Origin of the sequence: Noviherbaspirillum album, assembly GCF_035916955.1 — a bacterium.
GTDB classification, from domain to species: Bacteria; Pseudomonadota; Gammaproteobacteria; order Burkholderiales; family Burkholderiaceae_D; genus Noviherbaspirillum; species Noviherbaspirillum album.
This window is the reverse complement of record NZ_JAWIIV010000026.1, coordinates 76296-90961: the sequence shown is the minus strand read 5'-3', so window position 1 is coordinate 90961 and position 14666 is coordinate 76296. Positions and strand designations below refer to the sequence as shown.

At 64.3% G+C, this 14666-nt stretch carries 12 protein-coding genes, 2 pseudogenes and 2 riboswitches; of the genes and pseudogenes, 7 read left to right on the top strand and 7 right to left on the bottom strand.

Annotated features, from left to right (window positions below; all coding sequences use genetic code 11):
• Positions 1 to 50 precede the first annotated feature (50 nt).
• From RY831_RS23830 to RY831_RS23800, 7 genes and pseudogenes are all read right to left on the bottom strand, one after another.
• Positions 51 to 989, bottom strand: coding sequence for a DUF8812 domain-containing protein (locus tag RY831_RS23830; RefSeq protein WP_326508870.1), 939 nt, complete (start codon positions 987 to 989; stop codon positions 51 to 53).
• A pseudogene (locus RY831_RS23825) lies at positions 990 to 1064 on the bottom strand (hypothetical protein); the annotation flags it as partial.
• Positions 1051 to 1299 (bottom strand): annotated as a pseudogene (vgrG, locus tag RY831_RS23820) (type VI secretion system tip protein VgrG); the annotation flags it as partial. The pseudogenes RY831_RS23825 and vgrG, both read right to left, overlap by 14 nt.
• Positions 1299 to 2717: a type VI secretion system Vgr family protein gene (locus RY831_RS23815; protein WP_326508863.1), complete on the bottom strand. Its 1419-nt coding sequence runs from the start codon at positions 2715 to 2717 to the stop codon at positions 1299 to 1301. The gene RY831_RS23815 and the pseudogene vgrG, both read right to left, overlap by 1 nt.
• 565 nt (positions 2718 to 3282) lie before the next feature.
• On the bottom strand, positions 3283 to 5160 hold the full coding sequence (locus RY831_RS23810) for a chemotaxis protein CheA (RefSeq protein ID WP_326508862.1): 1878 nt from the start codon (positions 5158 to 5160) through the stop codon (positions 3283 to 3285).
• Positions 5160 to 5936: a protein phosphatase CheZ gene (locus RY831_RS23805; RefSeq protein ID WP_326508861.1), complete on the bottom strand. Its 777-nt coding sequence runs from the start codon at positions 5934 to 5936 to the stop codon at positions 5160 to 5162. The genes RY831_RS23810 and RY831_RS23805 overlap by 1 nt, the downstream gene beginning before the upstream one ends.
• 254 nt (positions 5937 to 6190) lie before the next feature.
• A complete protein-coding gene (locus tag RY831_RS23800) occupies positions 6191 to 7039 on the bottom strand; it encodes an alpha/beta hydrolase (protein WP_326508860.1) in 849 nt (282 codons plus the stop codon).
• A gap of 107 nt (positions 7040 to 7146) precedes the next feature.
• Positions 7147 to 7377, top strand: a riboswitch (cobalamin riboswitch).
• A gap of 120 nt (positions 7378 to 7497) precedes the next feature.
• Between RY831_RS23800 and cobT the strand changes: the two genes are divergently transcribed.
• The 7 genes from cobT (at position 7498) to cobO (ending at position 14666) form a co-directional block, all read left to right on the top strand.
• The gene (gene cobT, locus RY831_RS23795; RefSeq protein WP_326508859.1) at positions 7498 to 8532 is read left to right on the top strand and encodes a nicotinate-nucleotide--dimethylbenzimidazole phosphoribosyltransferase; all 1035 of its coding nucleotides are present in this window, start codon (positions 7498 to 7500) and stop codon (positions 8530 to 8532) included.
• Positions 8533 to 8535: 3 nt separating this feature from the next.
• Positions 8536 to 9354, top strand: a complete 819-nt coding sequence (locus RY831_RS23790) for an adenosylcobinamide-GDP ribazoletransferase (RefSeq protein ID WP_326508858.1) — start codon at positions 8536 to 8538, stop codon at positions 9352 to 9354.
• Positions 9355 to 9367: 13 nt separating this feature from the next.
• Positions 9368 to 9958, top strand: a complete 591-nt coding sequence (locus tag RY831_RS23785; protein WP_326508857.1) for a histidine phosphatase family protein — start codon at positions 9368 to 9370, stop codon at positions 9956 to 9958.
• A 48-nt stretch (positions 9959 to 10006) separates the two neighbouring features.
• A riboswitch (cobalamin riboswitch) is annotated at positions 10007 to 10237 on the top strand.
• A gap of 85 nt (positions 10238 to 10322) precedes the next feature.
• Positions 10323 to 12188 carry a TonB-dependent receptor domain-containing protein gene (locus RY831_RS23780; protein ID WP_326508856.1) on the top strand — a complete coding sequence of 622 codons (1866 nt, stop codon included), beginning with the start codon at positions 10323 to 10325 and terminating at the stop codon, positions 12186 to 12188.
• A gap of 86 nt (positions 12189 to 12274) precedes the next feature.
• On the top strand, positions 12275 to 13246 hold the full coding sequence (locus RY831_RS23775) for a FecCD family ABC transporter permease (protein WP_326508869.1): 972 nt from the start codon (positions 12275 to 12277) through the stop codon (positions 13244 to 13246).
• A gap of 3 nt (positions 13247 to 13249) precedes the next feature.
• Entirely contained in the window at positions 13250 to 14026 is a 777-nt protein-coding gene (locus tag RY831_RS23770) for an ABC transporter ATP-binding protein (RefSeq protein ID WP_326508855.1), read from the top strand.
• Positions 14019 to 14666, top strand: a complete 648-nt coding sequence (gene cobO / locus RY831_RS23765; RefSeq protein WP_326508854.1) for a cob(I)yrinic acid a,c-diamide adenosyltransferase — start codon at positions 14019 to 14021, stop codon at positions 14664 to 14666. The genes RY831_RS23770 and cobO overlap by 8 nt, the downstream gene beginning before the upstream one ends.

The window sequence follows — 14666 nt, the reverse complement described above, 5'->3', positions numbered from 1 at the left end:
CATCAGTTGGGTAGGGTTTGCGTGCATTCATCCCCAACATTGACTGAACGCTACTTCCTTAGTTCATAACACGCTCTAGATATCTCGTCAAGTGAAGAGCGAGCTTGCAACGCAAACTTTTTCGCGGCTTCTCCTTGAAGCAGCGCGCCTTTAGCTAAAGCTGCTGCGCGTTCTGGACTCATTCCTGCATTAGTGAGATCTCTATATACGCTTTCTGGAGTACGCATTTTCATATCATATCCCCGTCCTAACGTCACACCTGAGTTTCCTCCAGGCCAATGTGGATGCCTACTGAAATATGGTGACTTAGGATCGTCGTTTCCTTCCGCATCAAAGGTAAGTTGCCCACGGTCGACTTTGAGTGAGTCAAGTTCCGAGGCCCCATTGATATATGCTGCCTTGTGAATATTGGCTCGATTAAAAGTCTGTGTCATTGACGCGGTATCATCTTTATGAAGGACGCTCTCAGTCAAAGCTTCTCCCACATTAGGAGATAAGACATGCTTTTCATTCGTATTTAAATCAATCCGGTCAGTCCCGATCACATCCACATGCAGCCCCTGTATCGTGATCTTCCCATCCGCCTCCATCCGTATCCGGCTTGCCCCCACCTCCAGCACGATCTCCGTCGCCGCCTTCAGCTGGATCAACTCCGTCTGCGACTCCAGCTCAACCCGCTTCTTCACCTTCGTCACCTGAAAGCCGTTCGTCACCGTCGTGCTCTGGTGCGGCCCGTTCACCACCGTAGCCTGCGTGTGCTGCACGGTAGTGACCATGTCCTTCTGCGAATGGATGTTGATCAGCTCCTGACCCTTCTTGTCATGGATCACCATCTCGCAATAGCCGCCCCCGCCCGGCGTCGAGCGGCTCTTGAAGCCCATCACGTGCGCCGCGCCCGGCAATGCATACGGCAGCGGCTGCGCGCTGTTGTACAGTCGCCCGGTGCAGATCGGCCGGTCCGGATCCCCTTCGAGATAATCGATGATCACTTCCTGGCCGATGCGTGGTATCGCAACCGTCCCCCAGCCGGCACCGGCCCATGGCTGTNGCGCCCGGCAATGCATACGGCAGCGGCTGCGCGCTGTTGTACAGCCGTCCGGTGCAGATCGGCCGGTCCGGATCCCCTTCGAGATAATCGATGATCACTTCCTGGCCGATGCGTGGTATCGCAACCGTCCCCCAGCCGGCACCGGCCCATGGCTGTGACACACGGATCCAGCACGAGCTGCGCTCGTCATGCCGGCCATAGCGGTCCCAGGGGAACTGCACCTTGATGCGGCCATACGCATCGGTATGGATTAGGGGCGGTACGGGATCTTGCGGCGGATGCAGCTGAAGCTGTTGGCATATACCGGCGCGCTGCCGCGGTCGGCGAAGGTGTTCCTGGCGTCGATGCTCACCGACACGACGAGAAAGTCGGCATCGGTGTCGTCGTGGGCGTCGAACCAGTGGTGTTCGCTCAGCTTGAAGCTGCGCCCCGGGCTCAGGCTGCGGCAGTCCGAGGCGCCGCCGAACAGCTTGGCCTGCCATTCCAACACTTCCAGCCGCTGCTTCGCTTCGCGTGCGCCCTCGCTTGCATTGCGGTAGGCGAAGGCCGGGTTGCCGTCGAAGATTTCCAGTTGCGGCACGTCACCCTGTCTGGCCAGCGTGGGCTGCTCGACATACTGCGGCGTGGACGGCGCCTTGAAGTCGAAGGTGTTGAGCGCCACGCGCGAGGGCTGCAGGCTGCGCTGGGCCGCGAACTGAGTGATGCCGCCGCGCTGGTGGGTGCGATGGCCGCCGTTGAACTCGACCGTTGCATGATGCTCGTGCGGCGGGCAGAAGGCGGCGTTGCAGGAGTCGTCGCTGATGATCAGGGTATGACCATCGGCGCGGTGCTCGTAGAAATAAAACAGGCCGTAGCGCTCCATCAGGCGGGCGAGGAACTGGGCGTCGGACTCGTGGTACTGGACGATGTAATTCTCCGGCTCGTACTGGCCGCCGAGGCGGAACTGGACATCGGCGATGCCCTGGTAGTCCTCGCGCAGGACGCGGTCGATGACTTGCTCGACAGTCTGATCCTGGAAGATGCGGCAGTTGACACGGGGCGCGAGAAACGACAACCAGGGCAGGACGACGGCGTGGTAGCAGGCGAAGCCGCCGACGGCATGGGAGAAGGCGAAGTGATGGATGTAGCAGTTGAGGTAGATCTCGCTGCCGTCGACCTGCTCGATGCCGATGGTGACGTTCTTGCCGATGAGTTCCTTGAGTTCGATGCCGGCATGGGTGGAGAGCAGCTGCAGGCGGATATGGAAGGCTTCGGACAGCGCGGCATGGGCATGGAGCGTGTCGATGAGGAGCGTCTTGTCGGGCGGCAGCGGGGAATAGAAGCGCAGCAGGCGGTTGGTGTCGGTGAACTGGGGGATGTTGGCGAAGGCGGCCAGGCTTTGCTCGGCGGAGTCGGCCTGTTCGGTAGAGGCGAGGGTGGGGAAGAACGGCGTGGCCGGGGTGGCGAAGTCGCGGATGGCGTGGCCGTGCAGCGGGTGGCCGGCGATGTGCGGGACTTCGGCGGCTTGCTGCGCGAGGCTGGCAGCCTGGGCGGCCTTGGCGAGTTTTGGATTGAGCGGGCCTGCGCTGGCGGCGAGCGCGGACAGTGTGGAAAAGGAAGATGGCGATGACGATGGAACGAATTCCTTGATCGGGTCCTGCGTGGGGTCATCGAATGGTTTGAGCGACATGGGGGTTCTCCTGCGATGTTGCGGTTCTACAGCTGGGCTTGCATGAACATTAAGCAGAACTTGATTAAATTGCAACGAATAAATTGCATAAATGTAAATGCGTTGCTAAACGAAATATGACAATCCCAAGATGGAAAAATGATTGCGGTGCTAGAGCGGTTCCAGCCTGACAGGCTTAATCAAGGCCGGGGCGGACTGTATCTGGGACAAGGCGAGGCGTCTCGACATGGCGACCCGGCGTCCCACGGCAATGGCAAGAAGCCGCAACGCGGTACTAGGGGCAATCTGTCCGGGATCGGCAAGCAGGTCAGGCTGAACCCGCCCTAGTGGATACGCCATGGCAAGGCAGACACGCTGGCCAATGAGGTTGTCGCAGACTACAACGTTGAAGCGGAAGAGGTCGGTGACGCTGCCGAGTGTGTTTGCAGCATGACACCGAACTAAGATATACAGGCGCTCTGTCTTAGTCCCAACTGTGCCAGTTAAGATGAAACAGTTCTAGTGAGGTGAGCAGCAGGTATCAAGCTGCTCTCGCAGCTTGATACCTGCTGGCGCGCCTCAGAGGTCATGCCGCAAGCCGGCTCGCCATCGACATCTTGCATCCATCCAGCAGGAAGGCCAGGCTGATGACCAGCACCAGTTCGCCTTCGGCGGAGCGGGCAGTGCCGTTGACGCCCGGCACCGCCAGTGCGGTCAGGGGCTTGATCACCAGGTCGGCGGTGCCGTCGACCGCGTCGACCGCGAGGATGTAAGGCTGGGGTGCGGCGATGACGATGCCCACCTTTTCGCGGCCCTGCTCATACCCGAGGATGGCGGCCAGGGAACGGACCGCCAAAGGACGGCCCTGGTCGCGCAGCACCGGCGCGCCGCCGACTTCATCGAACGTCTCGGGCAACTCGACCACGCGCTGCACCACGGCCATCGGCATGGCAAGCGCCGCGCCGGATGTGCGCACCAGCATGGTGGGCACGATCGATAGCTCGATCGGCAGGCGGATGGTGAAGCGGGTGCCTTCGCCGAGCACGGAATCGATGCGGATCGCGCCGCGGTGCTTTTCCACCGCCGTCTTCACCACATCCATGCCGACGCCGCGGCCGGACACGCTGGATGCCACTTCCTTGGTCGAAAAACCGGGCAGGAAGATCAGCTGCAAGGCTTCTTCGTTACTCTGCGCCGCGTTTTCGCCGATGAGACCCTTGGCCATGGCCTTGTCGCGCAGCCTTGCCGGGTCCATGCCCTTGCCGTCGTCCGAAATCTCGATCATGACGCTGCTGCCTTCCTGCCAGGCTTTCAGCAGGATGGTGGCCTTGGCAGGCTTGGCGGTCGCCGCGCGTTCGCCGGCTGCTTCGATGCCGTGGTCGAGCGCATTGCGCAGCATGTGCACCAGCGGGTCGTACAGGCTGTCGACCACTACGCGGTCGACTTCGGTTTCGGCGCCCTCGATCACGAGGTCGACATCCTTGCCGAGATCCTTGGCCAGTTCGCGCACAAGGCGCGGGAATTTCTGGAACAGGCGCCCGACCGGCTGCATGCGGGTCGACAGCGTGGCGCGCTGCAGTTCGGTGGAATAGCGCGAGGCGCGGCTCAGGGTTTCCTGCAGCGTCGACATCAGCGCGGCGGCCTGGCCTTCGAACTTGAACTGCGTCAGTTTTTCCAGCAGCACGCTGGCCTGGTTGGCGGCCTGCACCGATTCGCCAGCGACTTCCAGCAGCGCGTCGAGCTTGACGGCATCGATACGGATGGTGTCTTCCTTGACCTGGCTCGTGATGGGCCGCTGATTGTCATCGGCGGCCGGCTTGGCGAGCGGCTTGTCGTCGGCGGGCTTGGCCAGCGGCGTCACGTTGGGCGGCGCGCTTGCGGCCAGCACGGCGGCGGTCGGCGCGTCGGGCAGGGTGCCGGCAGGCACGACGGCGCGATACAGCGCTTCCCAGTCGAGGCCATCCGCGGAGACCACGAACTCTCCCGGGTCTGAGGATGCGGCGGAAACGGCCATTGCCGCTACCGGTTCATCGGCAGCCACGGCGGCGGCCGCAACCGGAGCTGTCGCAGGCGCGGCGGACTTGCCCTCGATCGCGGCGGTCAGGATGTCTTCCAGCGCCGCCGGCATGGCAGGCAGCGAATCGGGCGCCGCGCCGTTGGCCAGCTGCTTGAGCTGATCGCCGACGAAGCCGCTGGCCTGCAGGCCGGCTTCGATCGCCGTCGGCGTCACCGGCACCTGGCCGGTGCGCAGGCCGTCGAACAGGTTCTCCGTCAGGTGGCAGGCCGACACGATGGCCGGCAGATTCATGAAGCCCGCGCCGCCCTTGATGGTATGGAAAGAGCGGAACAGGGCATTGAGCGTATCGGTATCGTCGGGTCTGCGCTCCAGAGAGAGCAGGTGCTCCTCGACGTTCGTCGCGAGGTCGAGCGCCTCGACGACGAATTCCTTGAGCATATCGTCCATTAGAACCCCAGGTCGGCAAGCAAGCTGTCAACATCGTCCTGCGCCATGGCAACGCCAGGCGCGGCGGGACCCTGCATCAGGTCCACCGGCGGCTTGGATTCCGCCATGGCGGCCTTGACTTCGGGCGGCGCGTTATCCCGCAGGAGCTGCGCCAGCTCCTTCTCGGCGGTGCTGGTGATGAGCACGATCTTCTTGATCAGCTGGCCGGTGATGTCCTGGAAGTCCTGGGCCATCATGATGTCAAGCAGGCGCGCCTTCTCCGATTCGGTGGCTTCCTGCACCACGGCCGCGAACTGCTTCGAGTCGCCGGCCAGGGCCTTGAATTCCTCGATGCCGAGCTTGCCTTCGAACAGCTGCGCCCAGCGGTCTTCCATGTCCTTTGCCTGCTTCTGCAGGGCTTCCTGTTCGGGAATGCAGGTGTCGACGGTATTGAGCACCTTGTTGGCGGCTTGTTCGGTCAGCGAGGCGACGTGCTCAAGGCGGCCCTGGGCATCGGTGATCTGGCTGGCGACGTCGGACAGCGAGCGGTCGTAGCCGAGCTGGCGCAGGGAATCGTGCAGCATGCGCACGATGCCGCCGAGGCGCTCGTACATGGACTGGTCTTCCGGATCGGCATGTTCCTCATGCACGGCTTCGGCCGGCTCTGCGCCGGCGGCCGCGAATTCGTTGTCCAGGCTGACGGTTTCCTGCTCCGCCGCAGGTGCGGCGACCGTTTCCGTGCGCTGCGAGGCTACTTCGTCAAACAGGGCTTCAAGATCATCTGCGGCGTCGGTCATGTCGGTGCATCCTTCATTCGTTGTCAGCTTGTGTTGTCAGCTTTTCCATTATGGTCTTGCGGACGGTCGCGGCGCAGCGCGGTCATGGGTCGCATGACCGCGCTGCGACAGAGGCCGTCAGGGTCGAAGCGCATCCGGCCCATTTACTTGGATTATCAGCCACGAATTTCTTCTGCGCAACATGAAGATGAAAGCGCTGGGCGGGACCGGGTGAAAGTGTTGCCCCGCTCGGTGCAAAGTTGCCACTTCGTCTATCAAATTTCCCTGATCAGGGCGACCGCCGCCTGGCAGAGCGCGTGTCCGGGATCGGCGAAGGCATCGCAGATGGTGAGGTGGTTCAGACCGGGCAGCGGCACGTCGGCGCGATGGCCGGCGTTCCATGCTCGCGCGATGAGTTCGGTCTGGCGCCGGAATTCCTCGGATTCGAGCGCGCCGTAGGCGGTGATGAAAGGAACGGGATGGCCCTGCGGCATGAGCGCAGGCGACAGCGGCGCGATATCGGCTTCGGTCAGCTTGAGGTCGGCATTGACAAAATCGGCATGCCGCACCGGTTCCAGGTCATAGAGGCCGGACAGTAGGATGCCGCCCTTGACCAGGTCGGCCGGCAGGTCGGCGCCGAACACCGGCCAATGAGCGGCCATCATCATCGCCGCCAGGTGTGCGCCCGCGGAGTGGCCGGCGACGACGATGCGTTTCGGGTCGAAGTCATAGCGTTCCGCGTTGCGGTACAGCCAGGCAAGGGCATGCACCTGCTGCATCACGATCTCGTTGATGCTGGCATGCGGCGCCAGCGTGTAATTGGTGAGCGCCACGTTGAAGCCGGCGCGGGTGTAGGCAGGCGCGACGAAGGAAAAATCCGACTTGTCCAGCGAGCGCCACCAGCCGCCGTGGATGAAGACCAGCAGCGGCGCATCGCTGCGGCTGGCCGGGAAGAAGTCCAGGCGTTCGGCGGCGGCTTCGCCATAGGCGAGATCGAACAGCGCTGCCTGGGAGCGCCGCACCTGCATCGACTCCTTCAGCCAGCGCGTGAAGATGTAGGGATGGTCGGGAATGGAAGCGCGGGCATTGTATTGCTGGCTGTAGTAGTCGGCTTGGTTCGTCATGGAGCGTGTCTGAGATAACGGGATGGTCGTGGCCGGATGGCTGGAGCGACAGTTTACCGGGCTTGTCCGCAAATGGCTCGGCGATTTGACGGGCCGGGACGGTCGCCGTACACTGCCTGCGTTCTGGTGCCTGCGGATGCGTTCGCGTCCGCGGTTAAACGGGAAGCACAAGGCTTTATCAAGCCCGATGTGCGCTGCCCCCGCAACGGTAAGCAAGCGTCGCTGAAATAGTCCGCCAGTGACAGACGGTCCCCTCGAGCCACTGTGCATGTTCCGCATGGGAAGGCCGGCCGTTCCATCTTGCCAGCCCGGATACCGGCCGGAATGCTCGATCGGCGCAGGCTTGTCCGCGCCGATCGCGTCACGCCATGCGGACGGGGTTTTTCGCATGCCTTTCCGCCAGTTCGTTCCGGATGCATCCGATGTCCCAGCCACGCCATAGCCACACGCACGATCCCATGTCCATTCCCGTCGTCGACTCCACCGCCGATGCCGAACTGTCGGCGCGGCTTGAAGCCGCCGTCAACAACAAGACCAAGCCGCTCGGCAGCCTAGGCATGCTCGAGACGCTGGCCCGCCAGGTCGGCCTAGTCCAGCGCACCGTGCAGCCGCGCATTGTCGCGCCCGCCATTCTTGTATTCGCCGGCGACCATGGCGTGGTCGCGGAAAAGGTGTCGCCCTATCCGCAGGACGTGACATGGCAGATGGTCGAGAACTTTCTCGGCGGCGGCGCGGCGATCAATGTGTTCGCCCGCCAGAACGCTTGCGCGCTGAGGGTGGTCGATGCCGGCGTCAATCATGATTTCGGCGTCCGCGCCGGCCTGCTGGACCGCAAGGTCGCGCATGGCACCCGCAACTTCATGCGCGAAGCGGCAATGACGCGGGAGCAGTGCCTGCTTGCGATTCGATACGGCGTCGAGCTGGTTGATAGCCTGGAAGGGAATGTGCTTGGCTTCGGCGAGATGGGCATCGGCAATACCAGCGCCGCCGCCGCGCTCATGCGCAAGCTCACCGGCGCGCCGCTGGAGGACTGCGTAGGCGCCGGCGCCGGCCTGTCGGAGGAGGGCGTCGCCCACAAGCTGGCGGTGCTTCGGCGGGCTGTCGAATTGCATGCGCAGGCGAGCGAACCGCTGGACATTCTTGCCGCGCTGGGCGGATTCGAAATCGCGATGATGGCCGGCGCGATGCTGGCGGCGGCACGGCGCCGCATGGTGCTGCTGATCGACGGCTTCATCGTCACCAGCGCCTTGCTGGTTGCGGCCAGGCTGCGGCCGGCCGTTCTCGACTACTGCGTGTTCTCGCACTGCTCGGACGAGCGCGGCCACACCGGCATGCTCGCCCATCTCGGCGCGCGCCCCTTGCTTCAGCTCGGACTGCGCCTGGGCGAGGGCAGCGGCTGTGCGCTGGCCCTGCCGCTGCTGCACGCCGCAGTCAACTTCCTCAACGACATGGCCACCTTCGAGTCGGCGCAGGTCAGCGGCAAGGACGGCTGAGCGATGCAGTCTTCCGGTCAGCGACCCGATCCGATCGCAATGCGCTGCGTGCATCAGCTGCGGCTGTTCTTCATCGCGCTGCAATTCTTCACGCGCTTGCCGATACCCCGCTGGGTCGGTTTCGAGCCGGACTGGCTGCAACAAGCGAGCCGTTATTTTCCCGCCGTGGGCATCGTGGTCGGCGCCGCCGCCGCCGCCGTCTACGCTCTGGCGGCATGGATATGGCCGCATCCGGTGGCGGTGCTGCTGTCGACTATTGCCGGCATCTATCTGACTGGCGCCTTCCACGAGGACGGGTTCGCCGATACCTGCGACGGCCTGGGCGGCGGCATGACGCACGAGCGCGTGCTGCAGATCATGAGCGATTCCCGCATCGGCGCCTACGGCGCGATCGGCATCGGCTTGCTGCTGGCACTGAAGTGCGCGACGCTGGCCTTCCTGCCGTTCCATACCCTGATCGCGGGGCTGCTGCTGGCCCATCCGGTGTCGCGCCTGATGGCTGCCGCGTTGATCTGGCGGCTCGACTATGTGAAGGGAGAAGGCAAGGCCAAGCCGCTCGCGCAGCGCATGTCGCATCCCGAATTCCTGATGGCGGCGATGCTGGCACTGCTGCCGGCCATCGTCCTGCTGTGGATGGAATGGCTGACATGGCCGGTTTTGCTTGCCGCGCTGCTGGCAATGGCGCTCTGCGCGCTCTGGCTGGCGCGAAAGTTCGTGCGGCGCATCGGCGGCTATACCGGCGACTGCCTCGGCGCCGTGCAGCAGGCATGTGAAGTCGCCTGCTATCTTGCCTTGCTGGCGGCGGCCGGACGCTTGGCATAGATGGAATAGCGGCATGCGCCTTTACCTGCTCCGCCACGGCAAACCTTCCATCGAGCCCGGGCATTGCTACGGCAGCACCGATCTTGCGGTGCCGATCGGAGAGCAGGAGCGCGTCATCGATGCGATCCTGCCTTTGCTGTCCCGGCTGCCGCCGGGCGTGCCGATCTACACCAGCCCGCTGCGGCGCTGCCGCGAGCTGGCCGCGGCGCTGGCCGGCCGCCTCATGCTGAGGAAGCCGGTCATCGATGCACGACTCGCCGAAATGCACTTCGGCGCATGGGAAATGCAGCCATGGGACCGTATTCCCCGCGCCGAGGTCGACGCCTGGGCGGCCGACTTGACCGGCTATCGGCCCGGCGGTGGCGAACGGGTGCTCGATGTGGCCGCAAGGGTCGGTGCTTTTCTCGCTGATCTGCCGCCCGCCGACGCGGATGGCGATGCGGCCGTCATCGTTGCCCATGCAGGCACGATGCGCTTGCTGAAGGAATGCGTGCGCGGCGGACCGACACGCGACATCGGCTTGCGTGCCGCGCAAAGCCGCCATGACATTGCTTATGGAGAACTGCTCATCCTGGAATGCCGGCCGGGGAGTTCCGCCGGCTGAATTCAGCGCCCTAAGCGTCTTTCGTGTTGTCGCGGGTTACTGCAAGCCTTACAATACGCGGGTTATGGTGCCCGCCTGCATGTTCATGCAGGCAGTTAAACGGGAAACACGAGGCTTCATCAGGCCCAACGTGTGCTGCCCCCGCAACGGTAAGCAAGCGTCGCTGAAATAATTCGTCAGTGACAGACGGCCCCCTCAAGCCACTGTGCATGTTCTGCATGGGAAGGCTGGCCGCTCGACCTTGCCAGCCCGGATACCGGCCAGAACAGGTGGAAGCCCCGGACAGGAAAATTCATCCGTCCGGCGCTTTCGTTCAATCCGGCGTGCGGGGAAGCAGGCCGGTTGTCAATCACTGGACTTTCACATGATCTACTCCGACTCCCTGGGCCGCCCGGCCGCAGGCAAACCGCTCGCCATGGCACTCGCCATCGGTTCCGTCTTCACCATGTCCGCCGCCTTCGCACAAGATAAAAAACTGGAGTCGGTAGTGGTGACCGCCAACCGCACGCCCCAGATTGCCACCGAGGTGCTGAACGACAACGTCGTCATCACTTCCGAGGAAATCGCCAGGTCGGGGCGCAGGTCGCTGGTCGACCTGCTGCAGCGCCAGCGCGGCGTCGAAATCACCCGCACCGGCGGGCCGGGCACCAATTCCTCGGTGTTCCTGCGGGGAACGGACAACAAGCAGAATGTCGTGCTGATCGATGGCGTGCGCGTCGGCTCGGCCACCAGCGGCGGCGCCAACTGGGCGGGCATTCCGCTGTCGCAGATCGACCGCGTCGAGATCGTCTATGGTCCGCTGAGCACCATGTACGGCGCGGATGCAGTCGGCGGCGTGATCCAGATCTTCACCAAGAAAGGCGACGGGCCTGCCGCGCCGACGGTATCGGCGGGCATCGGCACCTACCGCACCTACAACCTGGAAGCCGGCGTCTCCGGTTCCAGCAACGGCTTCCGCTACGCATTGCGGGCGGCCCATGACGAATCCGACGGCTTTTCCGCTACCCGCCGCGGCGCCACCGGCTTCAATGCCGACCGCGACGGCTACGACAACGACAGCGCCAGCGGGCAGTTCAGCCTGGAGCTGGCCAAGGGCCATGAGATTGGGGTCAATTTCCTGCACAGCGACCTGAAATCGCAATTCGACAACAGCGCGACCTTCGACGACCGCATCAAGCAGAAGTTGTCGACCATCGGCGCCTACAGCAAGAACCAGCTCCTGCCCAACTGGACCAGCCAGCTGCAGGTATCGCAGTCGCAGGACGAGGCTGTCACCGACACGCGGACCGGCCGCACGCTGTTCGACACAACGCAGCAGCAAGTCAGCTGGCAGAACAGCTTCACCGTCGCCGGCACCGATGTGCTGCAGCTGATCGCCGAGCACCGCCGCGAGGAAGTTGAATCCACCACCTCGGCGCTCAACCGGTCGCGCTCCACCGATTCGATTGCGGCTGCCTACCAGCTCAAGCGCGGCGCACATCTGGCGGCGGCCAGCATCCGCAATGACGACAATTCGCAGTTCGGCTCCCACACCACCGGCAGCCTGTCCTACGGTTATCGGCTCAGCAGCGCCTTGCGCGCCAGCGCCAGCATCGGCACCAGCTATCGGGCGCCGACCTTCAACGATTTGTATTTCCCAGGCTTCGGCATTGCCAGCAACCAACCGGAGAAGGGCCGCAATGCCGAGGCGGGACTGTATTATGAGGACGGCAGGTCGACCTACAGCGCGGTCTATTACCGCAACCGGCTGAGCGATTTGCTGGTCAGCGCGCCGGTCTGCCCGGTCAATCCGGCAGCCTTTCGGTTCGGCTGCGCGTACAACGTCAATGAAGCGCTGATTTCCGGTCTGACGCTCGGCGCCAGCACCGCCTTCGGCAATTACAATCTGCGCGCCACACTGGATCTGCAGGACCCGAAGGACGAAACCACCGGCCGCCAGCTGGCACGCCGCGCCAAGCGGCACGGCACGCTGGCGCTCGACCGCAGCGCCGGCAAGCTGACCGCCGGCGGCGAAGTCATCTTCTCCGGCGAGCGCTTCGACGACACCAACAATCGCAACCGGCTTGGCGGCTACGGCATCGTCAATCTCTACGCGAGCTACGATGTCGCGACCAACTGGTCGATCTTCGGACGCTGGAACAATGTGCTGGACAAGGATTACGAATTGGCGAGGAATTACAATAACGCCGGGTCCAATCTCTTCGTCGGCATCCGCTACGGCATCCGATGATCCACTGAAAGCCAGGCAACGTGCATAGCACCGTCCTCACACTGCCGTCCTTCCGCGAGCGCCGCCGCGCGCTCGCCGTTTTGTCCATGCTGGGGGCTGCGGGCTGCGCAGCCATCCTGTTCGCCTGTGCGATCGGCTCGGTGCCGCTGTCGGCGGGCGAACTGTTCGGCGCGCTTGGCGAACTGCTGCGCGGCAAGCCGGAATCGCTGGCGGCGACGCTGCTGGAACTGCGCCTCGGCCGCGCGCTGTCGGCTTTCGTCACAGGCGCCACGCTGGCGCTGGCCGGCGTGATGATGCAGGCGCTGCTGCGCAATCCGCTGGCCGATCCCTATGTGCTCGGCGTGTCCGGCGGCGCGGCGGTCGGCGCGCTGGCCGCCATCCTGTTCATGGCGGCCGCATGGGTGGTCGACGTGGCGGCCTTCAGCGGCGCCATCGCTGTGGCCCTGCTCCTGCTGCTGCTGGCCCGGCGCGACTTGCGCGGCAGCGGCGGCGACGGGAATGCCCCGATGCTGCTGCTGACCGGCGTGATCGTAGCCGCAGGCTGCAGCGCGCTGATCACCCTGATGCTGTCGATCGCGCCCGACAACCGCCTGCGCGGCATGGTGTTCTGGCTGATCGGCGACCTGTCGGCCACGCAGTTGCGCTGGCTGCCCTGGATCATCTGGTCCGGCGTGCTGATCTTCGCGATCCGCGTTGCGCGGGCGATCAACGTCATGGCGCTTCATGCCGAAGCCGCGGCCACGCTCGGCATCTCGGTGGCCCGCCTGCGCCAGGGGCTGTTCCTGTGTTCGGCGCTGCTGACCGCCAGCGCCGTCAGCAGCGCCGGCAGCATCGGCTTCGTTGGCCTGATCGTGCCCCATGCCTGCCGCTTCGCATGGGGGCCGGACCACCGGTTGCTGCTGCCGGCGGCGACGCTGGCCGGCGGCAGCTTCCTGGTGCTGGCCGATACTTTGGCGCGCACCGTGATAGCGCCGCAGCAGCTGCCGGTGGGCGTGATCACCGCGCTTATCGGGGTGCCGGTATTCCTGGTGCAGCTGCATCAGCTGCACAGGAGATAAGCGATGCAGACCATCGATCTTTCCCTCGACATCGGCAGCCGCAATCTGGTGCGAAACCTGAACTGGCAGGTCGAAGCCGGGCAGTGCTGGTGCGTGATCGGCCGCAACGGCGCCGGCAAAAGCACGCTGCTGCGCGCGCTGGTCGGACTGCGCCGGCCCGACGGCGGCGAAATCCGCATGCAGGGCAAGGCCCTGTCCGACTGGCCGCTGACCGCGCTCGCCCGCGAACGCGCCTACCTGCCGCAGGGCCGCAACGATGCCTTCGGCTATCGCGCCATCGAAACGGTGCTGGCCGCGCGCCATCCCTACCAGGACGACCGTTACTGGGACGCCGAATCCGATTACCAGGTCGCGCGCGCCTCGCTGCGTGCGCTCGACGTCGAAGCGCTCGCGGAGCGCGACGTGCGAACCCTGTCCGGGGGCGAACGCCAGCGAGTGGCGATTGCAGCGGCACTCGCCCAGGAAGCGCCGCTGCTGCTGCTCGACGAGCCCGCCAGCGCGCTCGACCTGGCGCACCAGGTCAGCGTGATGGAACTACTGGCACGCCTGTGCCGCACACAACGGAAATCCGTGGTGCTGGTCAGCCACGACCTCAACCTTGCGCACGGCGTCGCCACCCATGCGCTGCTGCTGATGGGCGACGGACAATGGCAGGCGGGACCGGTGGACGAAGTGATGAACGCCGGATCGCTGAGCGCCTGCCTCGGTTACCCGATCGATATCGTGCAGCATGGCAGGCGGCGCATCTATCTACCCGCAGAGGACATGAACCATGAGTGAAGAAAACAGCAACGCCGGCAGTGACAATGACGCCGGCAGTGAAGGCATCAATGAACGCCACCGCGCGCGCATGCAGCGCAAGAAGGAAGTGGTGGACCAGAAAATCGAAGCCGCCAAGCGCGACGCCGGCGTGCTGCTGGTCAACACCGGCAACGGCAAGGGCAAGAGCTCCAGCGCCTTCGGCATGGCGATCCGCGCGCTCGGCCACGGCATGAAGGTTGGCGTGGTGCAGTTCATCAAGGGCGCCAAGTCCACCGGCGAGGAATTGTTCCTGCAGCGCTTTCCGGATGAAGTCAGCTTCCATGCGATGGGGGAAGGCTACACCTGGGAAACGCAGAGCCGGGAACGCGACATCGCAGCCGCCGAGCGTGCCTGGGAAAAGGCGAGAAGCTTTCTCGCCGATCCCGCAATCGGCTTCGTCGTGCTCGATGAACTCAACATTGCGTTGAAGTACAAGTATCTCGACGTGAACCGCGTCATCGCGGACCTGCAGTCGCGGCCGGCCATGCAGCATGTGGTGGTCACCGGACGAGCCGCGCCGCCGGAGCTGATCGAGGTGGCCGATACCGTCACCGAGATGCAGCTGGTCAAGCATGCGTTCAAGGCGGGCATCGCGGCCCAGCCGGGCGTGGAGTGGTAG